General features: G+C 60.3%; 20 protein-coding genes. 8 read left to right on the top strand and 12 right to left on the bottom strand.

The window, feature by feature from the left end; all coding sequences use genetic code 11:
- Positions 1-23: 23 nt before the first annotated feature.
- The 3 genes from HFK18_RS13265 to HFK18_RS13255 are packed head-to-tail and all read right to left on the bottom strand — an operon-like array spanning position 24 to position 3,044.
- Positions 24-1,094, bottom strand: coding sequence for an alcohol dehydrogenase catalytic domain-containing protein (locus HFK18_RS13265; RefSeq protein WP_180166599.1), 1,071 nt, complete (start codon positions 1,092-1,094; stop codon positions 24-26).
- Positions 1,095-1,104: 10 nt separating this feature from the next.
- Complete coding sequence (locus HFK18_RS13260) at positions 1,105-1,833, bottom strand: flavin reductase family protein (RefSeq protein WP_180166598.1); 729 nt, start codon at positions 1,831-1,833, stop codon at positions 1,105-1,107.
- Positions 1,830-3,044, bottom strand: coding sequence for an alpha/beta hydrolase (locus HFK18_RS13255; RefSeq protein ID WP_180166597.1), 1,215 nt, complete (start codon positions 3,042-3,044; stop codon positions 1,830-1,832). Before HFK18_RS13255 ends, HFK18_RS13260 begins: the two co-directional genes overlap by 4 nt.
- A gap of 384 nt (positions 3,045-3,428) precedes the next feature.
- On the opposite strand from HFK18_RS13255, the gene HFK18_RS13250 reads away from it, so the two are divergent.
- The 4 genes from HFK18_RS13250 (at position 3,429) to HFK18_RS13235 (ending at position 6,936) form a co-directional block, all read left to right on the top strand.
- A complete protein-coding gene (locus HFK18_RS13250) occupies positions 3,429-4,322 on the top strand; it encodes a CocE/NonD family hydrolase (protein WP_180166596.1) in 894 nt (297 codons plus the stop codon).
- A gap of 17 nt (positions 4,323-4,339) precedes the next feature.
- A complete protein-coding gene (locus HFK18_RS13245) occupies positions 4,340-5,128 on the top strand; it encodes an enoyl-CoA hydratase/isomerase family protein (protein ID WP_180166595.1) in 789 nt (262 codons plus the stop codon).
- A gap of 198 nt (positions 5,129-5,326) precedes the next feature.
- Positions 5,327-5,932 carry an OmpW family outer membrane protein gene (locus HFK18_RS13240; RefSeq protein WP_180166594.1) on the top strand — a complete coding sequence of 202 codons (606 nt, stop codon included), beginning with the start codon at positions 5,327-5,329 and terminating at the stop codon, positions 5,930-5,932.
- Between the two features lie 158 nt (positions 5,933-6,090).
- A complete protein-coding gene (locus tag HFK18_RS13235) occupies positions 6,091-6,936 on the top strand; it encodes an alpha/beta fold hydrolase (RefSeq protein ID WP_180166593.1) in 846 nt (281 codons plus the stop codon).
- A 67-nt stretch (positions 6,937-7,003) separates the two neighbouring features.
- On the opposite strand, the gene HFK18_RS13230 is transcribed toward HFK18_RS13235, so the two are convergent.
- The 4 genes from HFK18_RS13230 to HFK18_RS13215 all read right to left on the bottom strand — a co-directional run bounded on the left by HFK18_RS13230 (position 7,004) and on the right by HFK18_RS13215 (position 9,552).
- On the bottom strand, positions 7,004-7,513 hold the full coding sequence (locus HFK18_RS13230) for an RES family NAD+ phosphorylase (protein WP_180166592.1): 510 nt from the start codon (positions 7,511-7,513) through the stop codon (positions 7,004-7,006).
- Between the two features lie 11 nt (positions 7,514-7,524).
- Positions 7,525-7,896, bottom strand: coding sequence for a DNA-binding protein (locus HFK18_RS13225; protein ID WP_180166591.1), 372 nt, complete (start codon positions 7,894-7,896; stop codon positions 7,525-7,527).
- A 294-nt stretch (positions 7,897-8,190) separates the two neighbouring features.
- Complete coding sequence (locus HFK18_RS13220; protein ID WP_180166590.1) at positions 8,191-8,388, bottom strand: hypothetical protein; 198 nt, start codon at positions 8,386-8,388, stop codon at positions 8,191-8,193.
- 135 nt (positions 8,389-8,523) lie between these two features.
- A complete protein-coding gene (locus HFK18_RS13215; protein ID WP_180166589.1) occupies positions 8,524-9,552 on the bottom strand; it encodes an NAD(P)-dependent alcohol dehydrogenase in 1,029 nt (342 codons plus the stop codon).
- Positions 9,553-9,670: 118 nt separating this feature from the next.
- On the opposite strand from HFK18_RS13215, the gene HFK18_RS13210 reads away from it, so the two are divergent.
- A complete protein-coding gene (locus HFK18_RS13210; RefSeq protein WP_180166588.1) occupies positions 9,671-10,618 on the top strand; it encodes a LysR family transcriptional regulator in 948 nt (315 codons plus the stop codon).
- A 236-nt stretch (positions 10,619-10,854) separates the two neighbouring features.
- Here HFK18_RS13210 and arsN2 read toward each other — a convergent pair whose 3' ends face one another.
- Positions 10,855-11,292, bottom strand: a complete 438-nt coding sequence (arsN2, locus tag HFK18_RS13205; RefSeq protein ID WP_180166587.1) for an arsenic resistance N-acetyltransferase ArsN2 — start codon at positions 11,290-11,292, stop codon at positions 10,855-10,857.
- A 530-nt stretch (positions 11,293-11,822) separates the two neighbouring features.
- Here arsN2 and HFK18_RS13200 point away from each other — a divergent pair.
- The 3 genes from HFK18_RS13200 (at position 11,823) to HFK18_RS13190 (ending at position 16,935) form a co-directional block, all read left to right on the top strand.
- Complete coding sequence (locus tag HFK18_RS13200; RefSeq protein WP_180166586.1) at positions 11,823-12,977, top strand: hypothetical protein; 1,155 nt, start codon at positions 11,823-11,825, stop codon at positions 12,975-12,977.
- A gap of 224 nt (positions 12,978-13,201) precedes the next feature.
- Positions 13,202-14,005 carry a hypothetical protein gene (locus HFK18_RS13195; protein ID WP_180166585.1) on the top strand — a complete coding sequence of 268 codons (804 nt, stop codon included), beginning with the start codon at positions 13,202-13,204 and terminating at the stop codon, positions 14,003-14,005.
- A 587-nt stretch (positions 14,006-14,592) separates the two neighbouring features.
- Positions 14,593-16,935 carry a hypothetical protein gene (locus HFK18_RS13190; RefSeq protein ID WP_180166584.1) on the top strand — a complete coding sequence of 781 codons (2,343 nt, stop codon included), beginning with the start codon at positions 14,593-14,595 and terminating at the stop codon, positions 16,933-16,935.
- 703 nt (positions 16,936-17,638) lie between these two features.
- Here HFK18_RS13190 and HFK18_RS13185 read toward each other — a convergent pair.
- The 4 genes from HFK18_RS13185 to HFK18_RS13170 form a co-directional block, all read right to left on the bottom strand.
- Entirely contained in the window at positions 17,639-19,570 is a 1,932-nt protein-coding gene (locus tag HFK18_RS13185) for a DUF262 domain-containing protein (RefSeq protein ID WP_180166583.1), read from the bottom strand.
- A gap of 330 nt (positions 19,571-19,900) precedes the next feature.
- Positions 19,901-22,330: an AAA family ATPase gene (locus tag HFK18_RS13180; RefSeq protein ID WP_180166582.1), complete on the bottom strand. Its 2,430-nt coding sequence runs from the start codon at positions 22,328-22,330 to the stop codon at positions 19,901-19,903.
- Positions 22,327-22,902 carry a hypothetical protein gene (locus tag HFK18_RS13175; RefSeq protein ID WP_180166581.1) on the bottom strand — a complete coding sequence of 192 codons (576 nt, stop codon included), beginning with the start codon at positions 22,900-22,902 and terminating at the stop codon, positions 22,327-22,329. Before HFK18_RS13175 ends, HFK18_RS13180 begins: the two co-directional genes overlap by 4 nt.
- On the bottom strand, positions 22,899-24,614 hold the full coding sequence (locus tag HFK18_RS13170) for an SIR2 family protein (RefSeq protein WP_180166580.1): 1,716 nt from the start codon (positions 24,612-24,614) through the stop codon (positions 22,899-22,901). The genes HFK18_RS13175 and HFK18_RS13170 overlap by 4 nt, the downstream gene beginning before the upstream one ends.
- Positions 24,615-25,038: the final 424 nt, after the last annotated feature.

Raw genomic sequence — 25,038 nt, 5'->3', positions numbered from 1 at the left:
TGTTATGCACCGGGACCCGTTGATCAGGCCGTTATCGCCCGGATATGACGATGGATCAGCCTTCCATCGATCTTCCCCGCCCGCAGTTCGGCTAGGCCCTGGTTCAGCAACTCGATCGGTGCGACGGCAGTCGGGATTGGTTTGATGCGCCCGGCCCGCGCATGGTCCACGAGCTCGCGCAGCTCGGCGGGCGAACCGCAATATGAGCCCTGGATCCTGAGCTGCCTCGAGGAGAGCGCGGCGACAGGCAGCTCGATCAGGCCGCCGAACAGACCAACGCCCACATAGGCGCCACCATTGCGGAGCAGAGAGAGCGCTAGCTCGACTGTTTGATGAGAGCCGACGAAGTCGACGATGCCGATAAACCCGCCGGTATCGGCGAGAAGCCGCTCACCGACACCCTCGGCGCGGCTGTTGACCGCCTTGTCCGCCCCGAAGTTGTTGGTCGCGGTAGCCAGCTTCGCATCGTCAATGTCGAAGATCGCGACCTTGCTTTCGTTCAAGCCCTTTTCGATGGACAGCGCCATCGTGCCGACGCCGCCAGCACCTATGATTCCGATCCAGCCATCCCGCCGAGGCAGCTTGGCGAGCGCAGCATAGGCGGTCAGGCCGCAGCACGCGAAGATCCCTGCGTAGTCTTCGCTCAGGCCCTCGGCTGGAACCAGATATTTACGGTCGCGCACGACCAGCTTCTCGGAATGCCCGCCCGGGCGCTGCATGCCCAGGGATTGCGGCACAGGGCATTCGTTGTCGCGTTCAGCAAGACAGGCATGACATTCACCGCAGCCGATCCATGGGTAGACCACGACTGGTCTGCCGATATCGGCCTGCGTGTAACCCGAGTCCGGGCCGAAAGCGGCGATCCGCCCGAAAATCTCATGGCCCAGCGATGTGGGAAGATTGATGCCGAGCATGGCTACGGGCAAATTGCCCGCGCCCCCGAGACTGACATGCCCCTCATGGAAGTGGGAATCCGAGTGACAGAGACCGCAGGTGATGACGTCCACCACGATCTCCGATCCTGTCGGCGTCGGGTCCGCGATTTCGTTGCAGACGATGGGGCCATTGAATTCCACGAGCTGGTAGGAGCGCATAGTTCCTCTCCTATGGGGCTTCTTGATCACTGAGCACACTCCCGGACGCGGACCAGTTCTTCTGGGCGACCGCCGAAAAATCGGAAGGCTTGCCGTCGAGCCGCTCCATCCGGCGCGTGGACCAAACGTCGATGGCTTGCGGATCAAGCGGCGTGGTGAACACGTTATTGACGAGCGAATATTCCGCAGCGAGCCGACCGACCGGCGCCAGCGCGGCGGTGTCGATGCGTCCGCCTTCGAGATAGACGTCATCGCGGATGTGGAAGCGCACAACGCGGCCCCAGACGACATGATCTTCATAGTCGCCGACCGTGAAGTACCGCTCGAGCTTGCACTCCATCGATATCGGGGCGAGCGCCACACGCGGCACTCTGACGACTTCGCTCTGGGCCTTTTCGAGGCCGGCCTTCTCGAACTCATCCTCTTCGGATGGAAACTCCATAGCCGTCTTGTGCATCGCGCCGGCGAGCGGAAGCGTAACGAGGTTGGTAACAAACTCGCCCGTATCGCGGATGTTGACGAAGCTATCTTTGAGCGTAACGCCGTCCGAGCGGTGCTGCATAGTGAGCGAGAGCACAGGTGGCTTGCGGCCGACCACGGTGAAGAAGGAGAACGGAGCGAGATTGGCCACGCCATCGCGCGACAACGTACTGACCCAGCCGATGGCGCGGGGCACGATCGTCGCAATCAGAAGCTTGTAGGTGTGTTCGACATCCAGATCGTCGGCGTTGATGATCACGCGACCTCTCCCTGAGCGTCTTCGCTTTCGAGGAAATAGCCGGGGCCGAGCAAGGGCTTGAGCGTCTGACCCATCTTCTTGGAGAAGAAGATCGCAGCCTCCATCGGCCGGTGGTGGATGGCGATATGGGCGATTGCCCCATCATCATCACGCGTCAGGATCGTGATCCCGGCGAATTTCATCCCTTCATGGGCCTCGGCCGTCCATTCTAAATACTGCTTGTTTCCGGCCGAGCTCTGATCGGTGAAGGTCAGCGAACTGTAGATCTTGCTTCCCGTCTCCATCACGCGCTGCACGTTCTCGCGGCCCTGGACCGGCTTGATCAGCGTTACCGCCTCGAGCACGACATTGGCTGCAAGGGCTTGCCCGAAGGCCGTTTGCGTCTTCTTGGCGAAGGCAGAGCGCCAATCGGCAGCCGAGGCATGAACCTCACCTCCGGCAAGGCCGACGCTTCGGATCAGGGATGCCACGAGCCGTGCGATTTCGGCCGGCTGCTCGACATGCGCCCAGTGGCCGGCCTCGGCCACTGTTTCCAGCACACCATGCTCGAAGTGATCCGTCACCAGAGACGCTATGTCTTCGGTGACGAACGTATCCGAAGCCCCCCGGATTACAAGTACGGGGCCAGGGAAGTCGCTCTTGGATTGGCCCGTTTCGTGGCCGCCGTTCCAGACGTCGACCAGACGAGCGACGACATCGGGGCGGACCAGAAGCCCCAGCGTGGCGAGCATGTCCAGCCGATCGTCTGACAGACCGTGCGACAGTGCAGTGCGCAGCTGACGCTGAATATCCGCTTGCCCGCCAGAGGAGCGGAAGGGCGCGACTACCTCGTCAGGCGCGCCGACGCCCGCCAGCGGCACGGGGGTTATAAGAACCAGTCCTTTAACGGCGGCCGGGCGAAGTCGCGCGACGAGCTCAGCCACCTGCGCGCCCATACTCTGGGCGACGATCACGAGTTCGCCGTCGATTGAATCGACAACCGAAGCGAGGTCCTGCGCATAGGAGTCGAGACTGATCGACTCGGGCTCTGCCTCCGATCCCCCCATGCCTGGCAGATCGATGGCGGCGGTTGTTATGCCCTCGCCGCTGAGGTTCTCTGCAACCTCAGACCAGATTTGTCCAGCGTCGAGAAATCCGTGAATGAGTAGCGCGACGGGACGCCCCTCACCGCAGACATTCGTAGGTAAAGCTGCCTTAGTTGGCGTCATCATGATGCATTTCTCCCATATTGCTCGCGCCGGCTTGCGGCGTTCAAGTTGCAGTGAGAAGGCGCTGCGGCCGCGCTGGGGGCGCTGTTGGCCGAAGTTCTAGCGTCCTTTGAGGGCAAATTTCATATCCGGCTTGCCAGCCTTGAACAACTCGACGGACGCGGGCAGTGATATCCCATCGTCCCAGAGCGCGCTGGCGTCGAGAAAGCCGTCGATGAAGACGATGGCGCCTTCACCGTGTTCCCGCCACGGAATTGTGGCTTGTAGGGGCTGCCCCCCCATTTTCGTCGCCTCCCGTTCTGATCAAAACGCACACCATCATTGCGTCGCGCTGCATCGTGATCTAAATTAGACTCATATGCCTGTATTTGCAACTAGGAGACGAACGTGGTTACACGCAGCGATGTCGAGTTCAAGGTCCAGTCCGGTTTGGTACTGCGCGGCTGGCTATTCGTACCCGAGGGCAAAGGACCGTTCCCGGCGATCACCATGGCGCATGGATACGCGGGCACCCGCGAACACGGCATCGAGCGCTTCGCCAAGCGCTTCTCCGAAGCCGGCTTCGTCGTGCTGCTGCATGACCATCGCAACTTCGGTGCAAGCGAGGGCGAGACCCCCGGCGATGTCGATCCCTGGCAACAGATCACGGACTGGCGCCAAGCCATTTCCTATCTGGAATCCCGCCCGGAGGTAGATGCTGAGCGCATCGGCATATGGGGTACCAGTTACGCAGGCGGCCACGTCATTGTTCTGGGCGCCACCGACCGCCGCCTGCGCGCGGTCGTCGCGCAGGTTCCAACAATCAGCGGCTTCGAACAGGGGCTGCGGCGCATTCCACCGGACGGGATTGCCGCGCTGGAGCGTGCCTTCGCAGAGGAGGATCGCGCCCAGTTGCGAGGCGAGCCGCCGCGCCGGCAGTTGATCGTCAGCGACGACATCACCGTTCCTGCCTCGTATCGCAGTCGGGACGCGATTGACTTCTACCTGCAGCCGGTTCCACAGGGTACATGGGAGAACTCGGTGACGATCCGCTCTACCCGCGCCGCGCGGATGTACGAGCCCGGCCTCTGGGTTCCGCGCGTATCGCCAACGCCGCTGATGATGGTGGTAGCCCTGCAGGACACCATTACCGTCACCGACCTCGCGCTGGCCGCCTACGAACGCGCGCTGCATCCCAAGCAACTGGTTACGATTGCCGGCGGCCACTTCGATCCATACCTGTCGCAGTTCGAAACCTCCAGCGGCGCCGCCCTGGCCTGGTTTCAGCAGCACCTCGCCTAAACTTTGGAGACCCGGACATGCCGCATCTGACCTACGGGATCAGCGATGGCGTCGCCACCATCAAGCTGACCAATCCGCCCCAAAATCGTCTGTCCCCGCAGATGCTCGACGAGTTCAACCAAGCGCTCGATGCCATCGAGGAAAGTGAAGCGAGGGCGATGCTGCTATCGGCCGAGGGCGATGATTTCAGCTTCGGCGGGGACATCGTTCCGTGGCCGGAAATGACCCGCCGCGAACTGCGCTCGCTGTTTGAGAACTACATGAATGCGTTCAATCGGTTTGAACGCCTTCCGATCCCGACCGTGGCAGCGGTTCGCGGCCTCTGCTTCGGGGGGGGACTCGAGCTGGCGGTGCGCGCCGACCTGATCTTCGCCGCCGAGTCCGCGCGCTTCGGCCATCCCGAACAATCGCTGGCGATCGTGACCCTGCTTGGCGGCACTTATCGCGTCGCAGAGCGCGCGGGTCGTTCGAAAGCGATCGAGTGGGCACTGACCTCCGAGCAAGTTCCTGCGGCAACCATGGCCCAATTCGGCGTAGTCAACCGCGTCATCCCCGACGTGGACTTGACCAACGAGGCGGCCGCCTTCGCGAAAAAGCTCGCCAGTGGCCCGACCAAGGCGCACGCGGCCCACAAGGCGCTGCTGCGAATCTGGGCCACGGGCGGCGTGAGCGCCGCCGACGAGGCGATGTTCGACATCGCTCTGCCGCTGTTCGACAGCGAGGACGTGCAACTGGCGCTTCCCGCTTCGGTCGAGGCATTCAAGGCGGGCCGGCCGCGCCCCGTATTCGAGTTCAAAGGCCGCTGAAATCCAGCGATCCCACAAGTGTTCCACGAGGAGAGTAGTAACCATGCAGTAAGCAAGCCACACCATCAGGCCACCCGGCGGGAGGATGCTGTCGAAGTGAGGCGATGGAACAACAACTAGGCATTCCCCGGGAGGGCAGATGCAATCAAGAACAGACTGTCAGCAGTCGGCTTGTCAGTGTCAGCGGGAATATGTTTGTTGGGTCAGTCAGGCGCCGCGCTTGCGGCCGATGATGCCCGATGGTATCTACGGTTGGGACCGGGTCACCTGAATCTCAACGAGAGTATCGACATCTCGGTGTTCGGGCAGACCTTGCCTCAAGCGCACGCCAGCATGACCAATGACACCTCTTTGATATCGGAGGTCGGGTTTCAGGCAACGCCACAGTGGTCAGTGGGCCTCACCTTCGGCATACCGCTGAAGGCTCGCTTCAGCGGCACCGGCTCGATCAGTGACGTCGGTGAACTCAGCCAGGCCAAGTACGGTCCGGTTGTCCTGAGCGTTCAATACCGCTTCAACGCCGGAGGCAAATTCACGCCTTACGTCGGGTTTGGCGTGGTGCGGCTGATCGTGTTCAGCACCTCCGATCGGGCTCTGCAGAATTTTGATATCGAGGGGGCTTGGGGCAGCGCCCTACAGGTCGGGGCCGAGTATCGCCTCTCCGCCCATACCGGTCTGTTTCTTGCGGCCACCAAAGGGAAATTGAGCACCAAGGCCCACGGGCAGTTGGGAGACCTGCCCGTGCAAGCGGACATCGACATCAAACCGCTGCTCGTCCATTCCGGCGTCGTGTTTCGCTTCTAGCATGTAGCCGCTACGAGATGCCTGTGCGGTTGACCCAGCCGGACGCCCTTTCTTCGCTCCGCCAAGTACTCCGGAATTCGCCGCCGCGCAGGCCGACGGTGCCCCCTCGTTCGCATCAAGCCGCCTGCTCCGCACACCTGCCTTAGGGAGAAACGATGATGTCCAGCAGTAGACCAACTTTCCTATTGATCCATGGCGCATGGCACGACTCATCGACATGGTCCAAAGTCACGCCGATACTCGAATCGCAGGGCTGTCGCGTCAGTGTGCTCGACCTGCCAGGCGCCGGTGCGCACGCCCGGGCGCCGGAAGCCTATTTCCAGACGCCGGTGGATCCAGGCGCCTTCGCCACTGAACCCTCGCCCAATGCAGGCGTTAGCCAGGACGAGCGCAATGAGGCGGTCATCCGCGCCATTGATGAACTCGGCGGGGAGGTCGTGCTTGTCGGCCATTCGCTCGGCGGCGTCACCGTTGCCGAGGTCTCGGAATCGGCGCCGGATCGCGTGCGTGCAGCCGTCTATCTTGCCGCCTTCATGCTGCCGAAGACGTTCTCGGTCCTGGACATAGTCCGGCATGAATCCATGGCGCAGAGCCAAATCACATCGCTGCTGGTGGCCGATCCGTCCACCGTGGGCGCGCTGCGGGTCAACCCCAGGAGCGGCGATCTGGACTATCTCGAAAAGGTGAGAGAAACGCTGTATGCGGATGTGGAGGTTACGGCCATGATGGAGGCGGTGTCGCATCTGCACTGCGACGAGCCCGTCAGCGTGTTCATGGCCGGGGCACGGTCAACGGACAAGGGCTTTGGACGAGTCCCTCGCCACTACATCCGCACCGCACAAGACCGAGTCGTGCCGCTTCCGGCCCAGGACTTCATGATTTCGTCGGTAGATGCCAGCGTCAAAAGCAAGACTGAAGTCCACACGCTGGATTCGGGCCACTCGGCATTCTACTCACGGCCACTGGAGCTTGCGCAGATCCTGGTCTCGGTGGCGAGTAACTGATCGCCGGCGCCCCGCATCGGCACTGGTTTGGCGGTGGACACGCGACCCGTTCGCCGCCAACTCTTGCTTAGCCCTTGTTAGACTCCCAACTGCTGCCGTCGCGAGGAAGCCGCCCGTCGTCCTGGATCATCAGCACATCGGCTGCCGTCACTGAGTCCATGAACAGCGCCAGGTTCACGCCGCCCGCCGCGGCGGCACTCGGGAAGATGATCCCGGCATACCCGGCGAACCGCGCCATGTCGCCCAACACCCAACTGGGAGGCTCGATGCCGCTGACGAGCAGCGCCCTCCAATCGTCGTCCCAGTCGATCCAAAGCTCGTCCCACTCCGCGTCCAGCAGGCGGACATCCACCAGCGCCGGCAGGGTCGCCAGGTAGGTCACCATCGTGAAGGGCGGAACGAACGGAGCGGCCTGCTGATATTCGGCGACTGCGGTTGCCAGCTCCAACGACAGATACAGCGCGGGAACGTCGTACCGGTTGAACCGGCCACCGGAAAGCGCCGCCCCGGCGCCACTCAGCGGTTCGGCCGCCCAGCGCGGCGTGAATGCCCGGTACAGGGTGGTCGCCGAGGCCAACCCGGACGTTTTCAACCGGCCGCCCCCGAGGACGCCGACCGCACATACGTCAACACGTCTTCCGTCCGACCGGCAACAATCACCTCGAACATCGTCCGGTACTTGAACGCCGGGATGGGCGTGTTCTTGATGTGGTAGACCGCCGTTACGATATCCGGCTGGATCTGCGTCATCGCGGTCAGCACGCGCGCCAAATTGCGCAACAAAGCCTGCACACGTGGCGAATCCGGGTGCAGGCGCATGGTGTTCCGATGCACCCCCGCCAGTTGCGCCAGTTCCTGCTGCCCCAAGCCCAGCACTTCGCCGATCGCCGTCGGGGACAAGTCCGTGGTTCCGGGCTCCCGCAGGGACTCGGAAAACTCTGCATAGCTGACTGCGGACATAGCATCCTCCTTCCGACTTTAATTGCACAATATACGCACAGTTTTAGAACAGTCAATAGCACAGCGCCTCACCTCCCCTGAGCCATCTGGGAGGTGGCGCTAACCATTCAGGCCCCTGCCCCGTCGCCCCTCGTCCTGGAGCACCGCGTGGACCAGTTGCTCCGGGGATTGCTGCTCCAGCGCCGCCAAGCAAGCCAGCAGGGGCTCTAGCCGGACCTCAGTCGCCTTGGTCCAAGACCCGGATCTTCTCCGGTAAGCCCGCCAGTCCGGCGATGCCGGCGGCCCGGCTTCGCATCACCGGCACGATCCACCCTCCAGCGTGGTTTCGTCCGCGCCGGCCAGCAGGCGCGCAGTCGCTTCGCGATCCACCTCATGGCGATCCTTCTCGGCGATGCTCCAGCGCACCCGCACGTACACGCCGGCGACTTCCTGCTCGGCAACCGCGCAGCAGATGGTCTCCAGCTCGGGCTTGCCTTCGAAGCATAGATTCAACGTAAGCCGCGCCGGGGTGGGCACGTGTTGGAAAGCCGCGCTGTCAGCATCGACCTCCCACAGCAGGAAACCTCTCTCGCCCTGCTCGCGTTACCTATTCTCGGCCAGCCTGGGGTTGCCTACGATCTAAAGACTTCAAGCAACCCGAATTACGACCTTCCCAAACGGTCCCTCCTGAAGCCGATTGAATGCATTCGGTGCTTCATCAAAGGAGAACACTTGATCGATCACGGGCTTGATACAAAATGTATCAAAGGCAAGGTTCATGTCTTCCAACGCCCGCCGATGTCCAACAGAGACGCCACGTAATGTGGCACGCCGCAGCTGAAGCGGAATTGCCGGCAGGCGAATCTCGGTGTCCTCCAAGAAGCCGATCTGGAGGATGTGGCCGTCACCAGCGAGCGCCTCCACCGACTGGCGCAGATTGTCTCCGCCGATCATCTCCAGGATATGGTCAGCGCCCTCGCCGCCTGTCAGTTCAACCACCGCGCGTGCCCACTCGGGCGTCCGCAGGGTGTTGATGGTCGCCCACGCGCCAAGGCCCGCCGCCCTGCTCAGTTTTTCTTCGCTACGCGATGTGATGATTACCCGTGCGCCCAGTGCGGTGGCGAATTGCAGGCCGAATAACGATACGCCTCCAGTGCCTTGGACGACTACGGTCTGCCCTGCACTTACATGGGCGGCCTCGATCAGTGCAAACCAAGCGGTGAGCGCAGCGACCGGTAAGGTGCAGGCCTCTTCATCGGTGAGCGAGCAGGGCGCGCGGACGGCAACATCTTCGTGGATGACCACGTACTCTGCGAGCATGCCCGGCAGCGGGCCGCCGAGCGAGAGTCCGTGTCGAAGCATCTCAGCGGGCGGCAGATCGTCCAGCCACTGGGTCCAGAAGTTCCCAATGATTCTGTCCCCGACCCTGAACCGCGTTGTGCCCGGCCCCGTCACCACCACCGTACCCGCCACGTCGGAGACCGGTACGAAGGGCATCGCCGGGGGCGTCTGCAGCAGAGCGCCGCTGATGACCAGTGCATCGCGATAGTTCAACGACACCGCGGCGACTCTGACCAGCAGTTCATTAGGTCCCGGCTGCGGCACCGGTCGGTGCGCTATCTCTAGGTGCGCCATTCCCATACGCGGCAGCTGCCACACGCTCATCAGCTCACTCATCATCGGCTCTCAGGTGGCTCGGTCGTTCACGAGCCACTAGTTTATTGGCGATATGCATTACCCCTGGCCGACTTATTGGCGATAGACTGACAACCTTCTTTCCCCAATTCGACAGCGCATGACGACGTACAGCGCTTCACGGCTTCAAGGAATCAGCGTGTTTGTCCACGCCGTGGATGCCGGCAGTTTCACTGCGGCCGCCCAACGGCTCGGCGTGACCAAATCAGCGGTTGGCAAGAGCGTGGCGACGCTGGAGCAGCGGCTGGGTGTCAGGCTACTGGAGCGCACTACTCGCCGCCTATCGCTCACAGAGGAAGGCGCGGACTTTTATCAAAGCTGTGTCCGGGTGCTGGCCGAACTGGACGAAGCGGAGGCACGGGCAGCGTCGCGCCGGCGGGAGGTGGCGGGCACCCTGCGAATCAGCTTGCCGGTGAGTTTTGGCAGGCGATGGGTGATGTCTCCATTGCTCAACCTCGCAAAGCAGCATCCCCAGCTGCACTTGGATGTACGGTTCTCCGACCGGGTTGTCGATCTTCTCGAGGAAGGCATCGACATGGTGGTGAGGCTGGGCGAGCCAGGTAACAGTGCCTTCCTTGCGTCACGGTGCCTAGGGCATCAGCGGATCGTGACCTGTGCTTCGCCTGCTTACCTGGCGGACCGCGGCTTGCCTGCATGCACGTCCGATGTTGCTGCCCACGACTGCCTCACGTTCGCGAGCGCTGGCGGCGTGCTGCCTTGGACGCTGCCGGAAGGATCGGCAGGCGCTACAAATTTGATGATCGACGGCCGGCACACCATCAGTGACGGAGAGGCGCTACGTTCAGCCGCCCTCGATGGGCTGGGCATTGCGCAACTGCCAACCTGGCTAGTAGCCGATGAGCTGAGGAGCGGCGCACTTGTGGCCGTGCTGGCTGCCCAGGGTGTACGAGGCCCTCCAATACAGGCTATGTGGCCGTTGACACGCAATCTCGCCCCAAAAATCCGGGTGACAGTGGATGAACTTTTGGACTGTTTCCTGCCGCTGGCCCCATGGGATTCGAATCTGCCCGGTGGTGGCAATCCATAGAGGCATGAACGGCCTGCGCGGTTCAGCGGCTGCGTCGGAAACACTTGCACTCCTGATGCGACTCAGACTGCTCATTGACGCCTCCGCTCTCAGAACCAAACTCTCAATCTGCAGTAGCGCAGCCGACGCCCACTTGCTGCTCAAAGGCGACTCGCTCCTCACTGATCACTTTGAAAAGAGCTCGAGGATATCGTCCGAGCCAGACCTCCGCTTCCGGCCAATAGCAGACATTTTCGCTAAAGGCGCTTGACCATAAACGCCGCAGTGTCAGGACATATCCCTGCGAATTGGCGTGAGCGTCTGATTGATTCCGGCGCTTCGATCCGTGCCACATGACGGTACCCGCGGCGCTCGAACAAGGGCGCTGCCGTTGCAGTCAGGAGGAACAACTCCGCAACACCCGCATCGGCTGCCAAACGCTCCGCAAGGCCCACCAGGGCGGCGCCAGTGCCCAGTGCCTGGTGGCTCTGGGCGACCGCTAAAGAACGCAGCAGGCCTGCTGGCAAATGAAGCTCCACACCAACAACACCAACAACACCAACAAGCTCATCCTCTTCGTAACCCCCAACAAACACCCGGGACATGCCGTCTTCCAGGTCAGCCACCGGCAACCCCGCCGCTGTCAGTAGCGACAGAGCATCGGCGTTCAGCGTGATCGGCGTGAAGGTTGCCATGGAGTCTCCGCCAAGTACTGGGATAGGGAAGTGGGATGTCACGCTACGACTCAAGCGATCCCATTCTTTTTAACGCGACAGAACATTTGCTACGAATTATTGCGACTTACAGCCGCATATCGAACCAGATCATGGCTTCAGCCGACCTCGCTACTACGAGGCTGCGAAGCTCGGCCTGCAATGATCGCCCTCCAGCGGCGACGCAGCCGCATTGCACCATGGGTAGGTCGGCTCCAGCTGAGATCTGCAGTTGACTCATGCGCCGCCCCCTTCGCTTCAGAATCGGGCTTCGTCGGCCGGATTTGCTCGAGTCACCCACAGCGGGGACGAGTCTCAGGGAACCCGCGACGGAGATTCAGCGCACCCTTGGAATCAGGGCAGCAGAGCGCATACACTAGCCGCGGCGCCCGCCTTGCTTGCACACGAGCAAAAACAGGCCGTACTCCCTGATCGACTCTTCTTCTGGCCAGCTGCCGGGGACTTAAACGTGTGCGCCTGACCCGGATCGGCTTGGCCATCGAGGATCAGTCATGACCATCAAGCAATATGCGTTTCTTGCCCATGCGCACCTTAGTGCGCAGGGCTCCACGTCACTTACCCGCAGCCAGATCCATGAATTGCTGGCCGCCGCTGCCGGATTTGCCACCCATGCTGCGTTCCATCACCAAGCCGTGTGGTGCGATGTGGCATGGCGCGATACAGGCCCTACGCCGGATGAGTACGGGGTCATCCAGAGGTGTCTCCACTTTGGGATGTCGCCGGATGAGGCTGAGCGCTCAGCCCAAGGCTTGGTCAGCTTCCTCAGCGCATCCGGCTACGCCCCGGTGCGCTTGGAGGAGCTGATTGCCGCGTTCGCAAGCGATGGAGACGATTGGGAGGAGGCTGAGGAACCGGGCCCCGCCGTCGCTGCCGACTGGGTGTCGACCGACCTTGTGGGGCGTATACAGCAAGGGTTTGATGCAATGCTCGGCGAGTTCCCCTTGCTGCTCGAAGGGTTGGAGGCGGCCGCAGCGCGGGGCGTAGCCTCTGCGCACCTTGCGATCGCCTACCTGGTCGAGCCGTATGCGGGTCTGTCACACGAGGATGATCGCCGCTTCGGCCAGGAACTGCGCCGGCGTGGTCAGTGGTCGGCCGAGCCCGTAGGCTTCGCGGAGATCGCCGCAGGCACCGACAGGTTCGTTCGGGTGGTGGCCAAACATCGGTACCACCTCCTTGCAGCGGCACGAGGTGGGGATAGGCGCGCAATGCTGCTTACGGCTGAAAGCTACAGTGATCCTGGTGTGCTCGACCTTGAGCCGTCGGATGATATGGATCCGTACGAGATGGCTGACCTAGCCGATGCGCATGGCCGACCCGAGCTGGCCTACCAATGGCTGACCGTGCTCGCAGAAGAGGGTGATGTATACGCCATGCGTGCGCTCATTGAAGACCGCAGTGAGACACTCTTCCGCGCTTGGGTCTGGATGCACCTCTCGCGCCTTCTGGGTCGTGATCTGAGCCAGGACCGACATGTAGCGATCACCGAGGACGGTAGCGAGTATGACGATGACGTCGGCGGACCAGCGTACGTTGGGGGCCACGACGGAATCGAATTGGCGCCACTCGCGGCCGAGGAGAACACGCGCGCAACAAAGGAGGCTGCTCAGCTGTTCGCCATAATCGAAGGTCGCTACAAACTGACCTGATCAAGTCCGGTCGAGGGCGGAGCGCTGCCAAGGCGCCCGTCCGTTTTCTCGCGTAATTGTGCGCGGCATGAGCACCGGGGAGGTCAAAGGCTCAAAGCTCTGCCAACAGATCGCGTTTGGTCACCTCAGGCGAGCGGTATTTCAGGAATCGGCGTACTTGAGCGAGAGTTGACGAAGTCGCTTATAAAGCATCAACTTTAAGCTCTCTGCCACCTTGGAAAGCAATGAAGATCGCTTTGTTCCAGCTCGATGCGCACGAGGTTGAGGCCTGTGCGAGCACCGGCGTGCCCACCGATCGCATATCGCAGTTACTCAGCATGGCAGAAGACTATGACGCCGACCTGGCTGTGTTCCCTGAGGGATTCCCGTTCATAGCTGGAAATGAGGCAGCCGCCGCGCCGTCGCTCGACGAGGCCATATCCGGACTGCGGAAAATCCCGCCTCCGTCGCTGGCCTTCATCGTTGGCGGACACATCCTGGAGGGAGGCGACCAGCGAAACGCTAGCTTCTTTGTCCATGATGGGAAGGTGCACGCACCTTACTTCAAGCGCATTCCCTGGTTGGACGAGCCCTTCAAGCCTGGCACAGCCCTGCTGAGGTGGAGCTGGAATGGGCATCAGGTCATTCCACTTATCTGTGCAGACGTCTGCGTCCCGTGGAATGAACCTGATGGCCGTGCAGCGCAGATGCTGGGAGAGGCTGCCTCATTGGGTGCCGGTCCTTCGTGCCCGATCATCGTCTCCACGTTTGGCAGTGATTTGCGCACACCGTATTGGACCGAGCCGCTTCGGGCATGGGCACGTGCCTGCAACGCGCCGATGCTGATTTCGGCCATTGCAGGTCGGAGCACTGCTACGTTCATGGAGGGCAGCAAGCGGCGCCATTATGGTGGCGGTGGCAGCGGCATGTACTGGCACGAAGAGGGGCGGGACCGTGTCTGGCCGTGCACCAAAGACAGCAAGTTGGCGGGAATGTACCTCGTGGACACGCTTGAGCCCGAGAGCCTGTGGCTGCCGTTGCGCAATTGACGTTGCCTGCGCGTATGTCCGCTTCCGGCCAGAAGCGGACGTTGGTTGTCGGCTACCAATTTGCCAGTCAAGAGATGAGAAGGAAGCTCCTCTAGCGCACACTGCGGTGCATCCACTTCCCAATACACGAAGCAACAACCGCACCCCTCAAAGTTTTCGGGGCAGGTAGCCATATTGTCTCGCCAGCGGTCCAACCATTGCTCGACAAGCTCCCACTCGGCATTGAACGTAGCCTCGGATCCGGCGTCGTCACCATTACCGAACAGGACAGTTATGACAGCTCTCGGCATCGGAGGAGAATGTCTGCTTTGGGTAGGAAGCGGAGAATAGCACCGGACTAATGCCGACGTAGTGCTGATGTCCGCTTCCGGCCATAAGCGGACCTTATTTAATTCTATGCATTAACTTCGGCCTTGTCATGGTTACGGGCTACGCGAATGAAAAGAGGAATCTTGGCCTAGCCTCTCATGTCCTTGCCGCCCTCGACTCCCGTCAGATTCACCTACAATGACGTTTAGACACTTAGAGCGTGATCAAGTATGCGCGATAGCTCAGGGAAGACGACCAAACGAAGCAACGATGCCAACTTGGACGATATCGGCCTTCTGCAAGTGATCACCGCTAAAGGGTTTGGCTTCGCCACAAGCCTCACCGGCGACAGAACACGCAATGTGTTCCTGAACGAAACTCGGATCGCTCACCTTGACATTTCTTCGCCTCAAGCCGACGGTCTGCTCATCCAAATGCGCACGACGCAGCAGGCTGATGGCAGATGGTCTGCAACCCGCGCGTGGAGGCTCGATCTTACCGCGCCCGGAACCGTGGACCTAGCGCGCCGGCATTTGGCACGCCAGCTTGGATCGCCGGAAGCGGCTGCATTGCCGGCACCTTTGCTGGAGCTACTATGGGGTTTTGACCCGGCCGTGGATCGCAAGGTCGGCCCGGTTGCCCTGGCACTGCCAGATGATGCGTGGTGCTCGCCGTCCCTGCTCAAAGTCATGGAGCTATGTCCACCTACCGCTTGGCGGAGAGCGTTCCCGCGCCACATTTTGGCGGAGCCGGCGCGGGCTCTACGTGCATTGCAACGGGAGGTCCATCGCACCATCGACAGGTACTGTCCCTCGACCTGGTTAAAGCTGCTGTGGGATGCATTACCCGCGCAGCGCGGCGATGTCTTGAACACTGCGTACGCCGTTAGCAGCAGGCTTACCGCGCTGCAGGCAGCAACTTGGGCTCGAACGGCAATAGACCACAACGCTGCTCTTGGTACATCCGCTGATCCCGCAACGGTCGCCGGTTGGTGGAGCGTTCTGCAGAAGGCAATGGAGAGCAGTTTCACCCTCGACACAAGCTGGCAGGAGTGGAGCGGATGGGGACAGGCGCCTTGGCCTCTGGTCAAGATCGCCCTAAAGCGGTGGGAATCGAAGAATGTGCTACAGGCAATAGCGGCACTTGAGGAAACAGCAGCTCATTCTGGGGACATTGGGTGCATGACTGCAGGTCAACAGCTGTCGGCATTGGACGAGCGGGACTGCTTGCTCGCAGAGCTTTGGGCTCCGCGACTTGACGGCGAGAATAGCAAGGAAAGGATAGATGCTGTGCGCGCCCAGATGTGGACTGCACGCGCCGCTGAGAACTGCGCAGGAGCTTACTTTCGGAAGCTAAAACTCTCGGTCGAGGACATCGCTAGCGAGCAGTTGGGTGCAGACGGCGGAGACTGGCAGAAAATGGATCTTCGGATCAATGGGCGGCACGGCATTGACGTCAAATGCCTGCGTAGAACCATTCACGGCGGCATGCAATCAAGTCGCTGGAAGGTGAAGTCATTCAAGACGGACGCCGCAGGCACGAAGGTAACGCTGTGCGGCGTCAGCAGCCCATACACCTTTTTTAGCAACAGCAAGCTGACCTGCGAGGATGGCGAGGACATGAGGGTGCTGGGCGTAACCACCGCTACCGAGATCACCTCGCTGGCACGACGATTCACCTCGATATTTGCGCTGCGGACAAACCCTGCGTCGAAGCTGCTCGAGCTACCAGCTTGGGCTTGGGACTACCCACACGCCCAATACCATATACGCAATCATTCCATGATTGTGCTTCGGGAGACACTGGGCTCGCTGCAATCCACAGTGATCGGCCGGCGCACTCTCGCTGCGCTGCCGCCGGTGTTCTTCAGTTTCTGGGACCTTCCGGCCCCAAGCCTGGGGCAGTTCAATCCACAACAGCGCGACTTTCTGGAGCGGTTGCGCACCTCCCTATTCGAGCAACGATCTGACCGACCGGGCGGCTGTGTTCCCCGCCTACCGTGGCTTTACCTGTTCATTCTCCACCTGTGGGCGAGCTGGCGAAGCAGAAATGCGTTAGCGGATACCAAAGGTCTGCTGCGTCTATTCCAGTGGCATGCGCACTCGCCTAGTGATGCTGCGAAGGCCGCCGCGAATATTAGAGCCAGCTCATTGGACCGCAGTGAGCTCGACGCGGATGGCATCCCCACACGTTTCGGGGCCTTGGCGCGGTCAATAAATACCCCGTCAGCAGTCGCGGGAAGTGGAGTTGTCGATCCAGCAAATACATTATCGCGCCTCATAGACTCCCTAGGCGTCCTCGAGAAGCGGCTGCCACAGGATAAGTTCGTGGCGCTATCTGACATCACCCATTTCTATAACGGCATACTGGTTGGGACGTTCCCTGATGGTCAGCGCAAGACACTGTTGGCGCACTGCGGTGGCAGATTCCAAAACGGTGCAGAGTGTGGAAACCGTCCGTTAATATTTGGTGCGAAGGAGACTTGCGCTTGCGGCCGGCTTGTCTGCGATAGATGCGGGACATGCACCGACACACGGTTCGCCACCTGCGAGCGTCAGAATGAACGGTTGCGTCTACGCTCGGCGGCAAGCCTCAACCCAGCCCCCAGGAGGAGCCGGTAAACTTAGGCTCTGCCGGTCTCAGCACTAGCAACCGGGTCGATTTTAGCCTCACTCCAGGAAATTCTTCCGGGCAGGAGCAACGATCACCGCAAAAGAGGAGGCGACACGCTTTGCCTCTCTGGTTCCGTCTAGCACTTAAATTATGCCGAGCCGAAAGATTATTTCGGCCTAAGCCAATTTTTAATCACGATCTAACTTACTTGACACAGTGAAACGACCGGCGGCGGGGTGGGACGCGGCCCGCTTAAGTACTCGCTGATTCGGTGGATCCTCACAACAATCGCATCTACTGGGATTTCGTAGGCTTCGTAATCACGTGCGTTCCGCTGGATATGATCCTCCCCATTCCGATCGCGGCTCTTATTTGTTCGAAATCTACAGTTGTGATTGGCTGACTCCAGGTCTTTCTCAAAGCAAATTATCTGGACTTCCGGAGCGGGGCACGATGCATCAACTATTCTTCGGAGGAACGCATCCCTCTCTTTGGTTGAGCGATATTTCCGCTCTGATACGACGCAGCACTTCCCCTCCGACAGTCCATTCAATAGTTTTTGTATATTATTTTCCTCATCAAGAGCGAACCCCTCCTCAATGCAAAACTCATTCTTGAGGAGAGATATCAGATGACTCTTTCCTGAGCCAGCCAGACCCAGCACTAAGATCAGCTTTCCATGTGGTGACATGAATTATCCCCCGAGGCGGCTCATGGTGACATCTGCGCCGGCGGCGACGGGCTAGCCGGTACGGCCATTGACTCAGGGCGCGGCCAGATCGCGCACAGGGCTTCACCGATGCTCTGGCTGCGCTTGGCAATTGCTGCTTCGTCCCAGTTGGCCATATCTGCGAAGTAGCGGTTCAGGCGGAGAACGGAATTACGGTACTCGTCGAGCTTCAAATCGATGCCGCCGTTGCTCGCTGCCGGGTTGAGGTATTGGTTGAGCAAAGTCAGGTTGCCGATCGTCTGCAAGGCGGCATTACGCCGGCGAATGGCGTCCTGCAGGGGCTGAAATTCGTCGTTGGCCGTGTGCGGGTACATCGCCATCAGGTTAGGCACCTGCTTGCCTTCCAGCGGCCAGTGCGTCGACCACTGTTGTGGCAGGATGTGTTCAATCTGCAGGTTTAGAGCGATATCGGTTTCTTCCGATTTCTTGGTGCGAAGTCGCAACTCCACGCGCTCGAGCAAAAGCCGTAGGCCTGGGCGCGACAAGTTGTGGTAAACGTTGCGATTTATGGCTGCGTCGATCATCTCGTCGTTGCTTGGCCACACACGGGTGGTGCCTGCGCCGGCCAGCAGGCGATGGTTCAAGGCCGACATGACCTCGTCACCGCTCTTGCCACGCAGGTGGTAGACCAAGTCGGCGAACAACTTGTTGTATTCCTTATTTTCCTCGCCGGTGAAATACCGACGGACAATGTACGACTCGAGCGCGGCCAAACAGACAATTTTCTGGGCCGCATCCAGCCCGGCTTCGGCCTCTAGGAACATGATCAGTGGCAAGGCGGTGGAAACGTCCAGGTCGGTGATCACGCGCCGGAAATCGGTCGAGGGTAGCGCCGTGTTAGTCGGCAGCGTGTAATATTCATAAACTTGGCTGTGCTTGGCAAAGTCCGACAGCTCCTCGCGCACTGTGGCGTACTTGGAAGGTTCGCCCTGAACCCACCGTCGATACTCCTCGTTTACGCGTCGAGCATCGACCGCCGCCCCAGTCTTGGCGATCAGGAAAAAGCGCAAGCCTAAGTCCAGCCGCGAGAACGTGCGGCCACCACGGGTGGACTCGTAGCTCCAAAAAGGCGTCTCGAACCGGCTCCAGTAGTCGTTGAAGATCTCGTCGCGATTCTGCTTCTCCTTCTCGGCACGCATGAAGATGAGGCTGCGCAGCAGATCTGACTGGGATAGTGGCGAGCCTTGGGAGTTTAGCGAGTAGAAGATCTCTTGCGAGTCATCGCCGTCCGACAGGGCGATCTCCACGACACAAAAATCCTCTTGCAGGCACTGTAGCAGCGCAAAGGCGCAGGCAGACGATTCTTTGCCGCTGCTGGTCGCCGTGGACTCAATCCAGGCTTGGATTTGCTTGGAGAAATAAAGGTAAGCCTCGACCAAAGCGCTGCGTGGTTCAGGCTTTCGCTTTCTAGGCAGGTACTGCAGCGGCTCGCGCTTCTCTACTTCTGCGCGGCTGCCGGCCGTCATTACCGAGCAGAAGACCTCACGGTTTATGGTGGTTGGCCAAACTTTGTAGAATTCTTCGTCAGGCTTTTCCATTACCTCACGATCAGGATTTTCCACGAAGCGAGTCAGCGGCTTTTCAATAGCGCGCCATTCTTGCTGACGCGCGTAGTCGCGAAAAGCGCACAGCAGCAACTGAAGTGTCGTCATGCGTTGCTGCCCATCAATGACCAAGAAGCGCTTGACCTCTTGCGGAGATTCTGGCTTGACCCCCTCGATAATCAACGCTCCCAAGTAGTGCGGCCGCTGCTCCTTTCCCTCGAGGCGGAGCAAGGCCTTTTCGGTGATGTCTTCCCATAGCGTTTGCCACTGCGGCGATTCCTGCCACACATACTTGCGCTGGAACATCGGCACCACGTAGCGCAGCTGTGAGCCGAACAGGAAGGGAATAGTTCGTGGATTGGCCTGCATGTCGCCCCCCTTAGGTTATTCACCACATTAGCCGCGACTGGCGCGGGTGCACTGGACCGGTCAGTTTCTCACGCACACTGGATGCCCGCCTGGGGTCGGAGTCCCCTCCTCCCTACCCCTGATAAACATCTCTAGTCCCAATATTGGATAGTAGCCCCCTTGCCCTACCCGTTGGACTAGGGTCCGCTTCCGGCCAGAAGCACCCATTCAGCAAGCCCACTGACACCGGTCGTTGGTGCACTCAAACCGGGCGATCGCGTCGAGCTCGACATAACGCCTCATCCATGCGGCCACTTCAGAGTTCGGGAAGTATGGTGTGCGGACAGATAGCTACGCCGCAATCGCCAGATCCTTTTTCCAGTCTCTAACCACAGTGTTTGCTACCGAGTCTCCGGTGGCCGTACGCCCGAGCTCTACTGTGATCAATCGGTCCCCTTCAAACGCTGGGCTGAGCTCCAGGCAGAGGTAGTCGAAGAGGGGCTTTTCGTGCACAGCAATGATCACCTGGCGTCCATGCTCTTTGGAGAGTGTTCGCAACAGCGCAGCGAACTGCGAGATGTGAACCTCGTCCATGCTTTGCACCGGGTCATCAATGATCAACCACGGCAGCTGCGGCTTCACAGACAGGTGAAGCGCAAGGAAAAGCGTCAGCGCTGCCGTGTTGAGATTCCCGGCGCTGAGCATGGCCCTTGGATTTCCGCCTTTACTCCCGTCTCGGTAATGGGTTTCCAGCTTTGCTTCGACTTCGCCCTTCATCGCCTGGGGCAAAGCGAAGGCCGGGATGAATGGCTCATCCGGCGCCAAGCGGACGAAGAGGTCCCTCCATGCCGCGTTCAATGAATCGTTGAAGACCTGACCCACAACACGGGACCGCTCGATCTGAGCGAGCTTGAGTAGCTCGCGAGCCTGTTCCATTGCGCGCTCCCCCGCTTCTTTCGCCGCATGCAGACCTCGGCGAGCATTGCTTCGCTCTAGCTGCCGCACCTTGATCCCTGCAGTGTGCTGCTGCTTCAGCTGCAGCTCCCTTAGTGCTGCCTCGCCGTCGCGGCGTGCCGACTCTTTTGCCGTCAACCGCGCCAGCCGAGCAAGCACTTCAGCCAGGAATCGCTCCAGCGCCGCTTCCAAGGGCTCACTCGCGCCAATGGAAGCCATCGAGAGCACTGTGGCATACCGACCAGCAGAGTCACGAATGGCTGCTGATTGCTGATCGCCGGCGTTAATCGATGCTAGAGCTTGTGCGGCGTTGGCAGCTTGCCCGAACAGAGCTTCTCCAACCTTGGCTTCCGCCTCCAGGGCAGACAGTGCCAGCAAGGCCTGCTCAAGGGATGCAAGCCGTTGCCCATACTCCGCTCTCGCTTCGGCCGTGAGTACTTGCGCCTGAGCGACACTGATCTCTCGATCTCTGCCCGCGATCGCGTTCACCGTGTTCGCCCGCTCCTGCGACAACGCCGAGAGAAGGCCTGCCGACTGGGTCAGGGACGCAATCCGGGCGGTGAGATGGCCGAGCAATGGTGACGACGAAACTTCACCGAAGTTCCGACTACAGACCGGGCATTCCTCCGTATGCACATGTGGCACCAGGGCAGAAAGCGCGTGCGCGAGCTGGCCTGCCTCGCCCGAATGCTCCACGATCTGCTTGTCGATCTCTACCAACCGCTTGGCGAGGCCTTGACGGTCCACTTGAATGGACGAAACCCGCTCTCGTGCCGCTTGATCCTTGCGCTGAACCTGTGCGCATCTCGTCACCTCAGCAGTAACTGCCCGATGCGTGTGGGCGCGGGCGTATTCTGGTCGGCTTTGAATTGGTGACGGCAAATCAGAAAAGTAGCCACCGAGCTTCTCGAAGAGCTCAGTCATGCGCTTGCCGCTGGTCTCCAGCCAGCCTCGGAGTGCCGCGTCGGCGGAACCGGCGGCTGATTCGACGGCCTCCCGCTGCTGGGCGGCATCACCTGATACCACCCTCTGAGTTTGCGAAACCGTGTCGTTGATCTCTCGTCTGAGCTGCGTCAAGCGTTGCAGTTCGCGCTCCTGTGATTGATCCTTCAGCAGGTCAAGCATTGCCTCTGCCGAGAAATTGGCAACTTCTGGCCAGTGTGGTGCAAGTAGCTGCTCCGCTGTCTGCATCAGCTGGGCCACTTGACCCTCAGCGGCTGCGAGTTCTTTGGCTAGGCGGCTCAATTCGTCGTCCAAACTCGGGAGCTGCTCGCGAATGTCCCAGAAGCTCACTGCGTGGCCGCGAAGCCGGCGAACGTTACCTGCATCGTGCAGGCCGTCAATGAGCGCATCCAGCGCATCCAGCCCCAGCAACTCCTTGACGAATCGGGTCAACGCCGTGCCATTTACCCCCTTGTCCTCGTAGAATTCCAGCAGTCTCGCCAGCGTGGATTGCGCCAAGTAGCAGCGCTCTGAGAAGTGCTTGGTCAGAACGGCGTCCAGTGCCGGCCTGCCAGCGAGCTTAGGACCATGGATGTCGAAATGACCTGCCGGAAAATCGACACCAAGCCCGTGGACGCCAATCGACACCGACGCCTTATTGGACGCCGCCTCTTTGTGAACCAGGTGCTCACGAAGCTGCGGATCCAGCCGAGATAGCGACGACAGATTGCCGGTGAGCCCAAGTTCTATTGCCGTCAGTAAGCTGGTCTTACCAGCGCCATTGCGGCCATGGATCAGCACAACGGGGCTGTTCATAGGGATCGTGACGGTCCCACGAAGACTACGAAAATCGGTGGCCGTCAGGGACGTAATACGCGGCATCATGAGGTCTTCTCCTTGGCTTGGACGGCAGCAGTGTCGATGATCGAGTACAGCTCCTCACTGACGGCACGCTCGCCTTGCAACGCAACATCGATCAATTTTCTGGTGGCTTCGTCCAGGTAGTGCGCGGCAGCGTGGATGCGGGCCAAGGCGTTCCCCGCCACAGACTCAGGCTGTGGCAACGAGAGAGGCAGCAGCACCGCCAGCCAGTTCTTGAGCACGTGGTCTCCATCGCCACCACTTATGTCGCCGGTGGGAAGTACTCGGCAGACCCGTCCTAGTGAATCCAGCGTGGCAGTACTGGGACGGGGTCCGGTCACTACTAGAGTGAGCGACCGTGTGGAGGATGCGATATCCAGGGCACGCGCCACGCCGTCGACTTTGCGGCTGAGCTGCGTCTCGCTTTCGCTTGCTATGTCTGCGACGAGGATCAGTTCTCCTGAGTTATTCGCTTTTACGAACGCGGCCGGAAACTCAAACTTCAGCTCGCCAATCTGCAGTCCGTTGGCGATCCGTCGGTACCCAGCATCCTCAAGCGCCACCGTGACACGACCTATCGGCGTTGAATCACTCATAGCGCAAGCTCCTGTCGAAATGCCTCGTACAGCTCGCCAGCAGTAGCGTAGCTCTGCAGCAGGGTTGATACGCTCACTTCGCGTGCTTTCGGTAGCCCAGTTCGCCCCGACACCCCCCTCGGAGATCGCGCCATTGGCTTTGCCAGCTTCTGAGCTTGGATCAAGACGGGGCATTCCACCTCGATCAGGTGGCCCTCGCTCCGAAGCAGCGCAGCGGCTGCCGAGCTGGACGTGAGGTACACCTTGGTGCGACCCGATGCTGCACCTTTTCCGGTAACTGCCAGCACACCCGATTCCCTGTCCAAAGTCTCCGATTCCACTGTCCAATCATCCCGTCTCAAGCCCATCCCCACCAATCCAAGCGCAACGGCAGCCTCGCGCAGTCCGAGGGCGCCCAAGGCGGGGTTACCTGCAAGGGCCATCACGACATCAGTCGTCATCGGCTCAAACCTGACATCGGGGTGCTCGATTTGACCGTCGCGCAGCAACTTGCAAGCACGACCGAACCCGTCCAGTAGCCCATCGATGAAAACGAGCTCTGGCAGCGCTGAATCTGCCAAGTGGTTGCGAAGCGCTACAATTCCGCTGCACAGGTGTTGACGCTCTACCGGTGGAAGCAGACCTGGCGCGAGAAGGATCAATGCTTGCAGCTTTCTCGACCAGACATCCAGCAGCAGCGCCGTGAGCAACCGCTTTGAGTATGCTTGGATGCGCGCCGCATCAAAAACCGCCGCCTGATTCGCTGGTGTGATTTGGTCGCGGTAGACGTTTTTCAAAAGCGATCGCTGGTCTATGCCCAGCTCTTGCTCCGAGAACACATAGCTCGGAGGAGGATCGCCAAGCTGCCATGTCAGCTCATTGGCGGCCTTATTGAAGACCCCCTGGATATTTGAGTCCTGTGCCGACAGACCAAGCATAAGCGTGCGCTTGCTGCCTACGATGTGCGTCAATGCTGTCACGAGCGCCTGATTATTCGCCTGCGTACAGAAAGCGGCGACCTGATCGTTTGACGCCACTAACCATTGGCGATACTGGTCGGGGTCACCTTGTGCTTTGACGGCGCAGCCGTGGAACTTGATAAGGCGGGTTCTATTGCGGGGTAGTTGTAGGTCGGCGGGACGTGCGACAACCGTCGGACTCAGCGCGACATTGCCATTCGTCAGGGCGTCCACGGCTTTTTCGATCAGCGGATCCCAGTTGGCAGAGAGCATCTCAGGCGCTATACCCTCTAGGCTCAAGGCGGCGAGGCAGAGATGCTCCACGTCGGGGACCATGTCGGGATCCGCGAACGTCGCACCAACATCGATGACGTTCCACAGGAGGTAGTCCATGTCCTCGCCATCGACTGTGAGGCCGAGCAGCTTGGAATAGTTATTCACCAATCGGCGAGCGATGGCATCCTGATCCGGCCAATTATCAAAGGGCTCATCGAAGTTCGAGCGCGCAAGTTCATCCGGCGAGGTGCTGGCCAAGTTGAGAATCTCCCCCAAGGTTCGGGCGAACTTGCAGTTGGGGTCTGCATCGTCAATGTGCGAGCGCACGAACTCGACGACCTTTCCGACTAAAATGCGCAGACTCGGCGCGCGTCCGAATGAGATCCCAGACCCCAGCCAAAATGCGTAAAGCCCGTTTGACACGCCAGCCGCGAAGGGTTCGAACGAGCCATCAAGCAGCTTGAGCGTGTCGCGCACACTAATGTCAATTGCGGACATGGAATGCTCCTCCTCCCCCTGTATCGCCGCCCCGTGCAAATCCAGATTGCGCAGCTGGCTCGTGAAAATGTAAAGCGTCGGATTGTGTACATCGATCTAGCAACCGCCGATTTCCTCGTTACTGCCCCCCCCCTCCCGCACCAGAATACCCTCAGCTGTCTAGGAGGCAGTAAACCGACGGATGAGATTCCGCATTCTTGATGATAAGCGGTCGGGCTTCCAGCCTATCCTATCTAACCGTGCTAGCGGGAGTGCCGCCATGGCAAGTGACGCGCAGTACCTGATGGAGCATGGGTCGCCAAGGGAGGTGCACGATGCGCAATAAAGCTCGCATCGCGTCATGACTCCGATTGCCGGCCGCCCACTGCGATCGATTATCGTGTGCGGTTCTGACATCCGCATTAGAGTTGGCGCCTCCGGCTGC

It is taken from the genome of Stenotrophomonas sp. SbOxS2 (assembly GCF_013416715.1).
Classification (GTDB): domain Bacteria; phylum Pseudomonadota; class Gammaproteobacteria; order Xanthomonadales; family Xanthomonadaceae; genus Stenotrophomonas; species Stenotrophomonas lactitubi.
The sequence above is the reverse complement of the archived record's forward strand: the minus strand, read 5'-3'. Positions and strand labels throughout refer to the sequence as shown.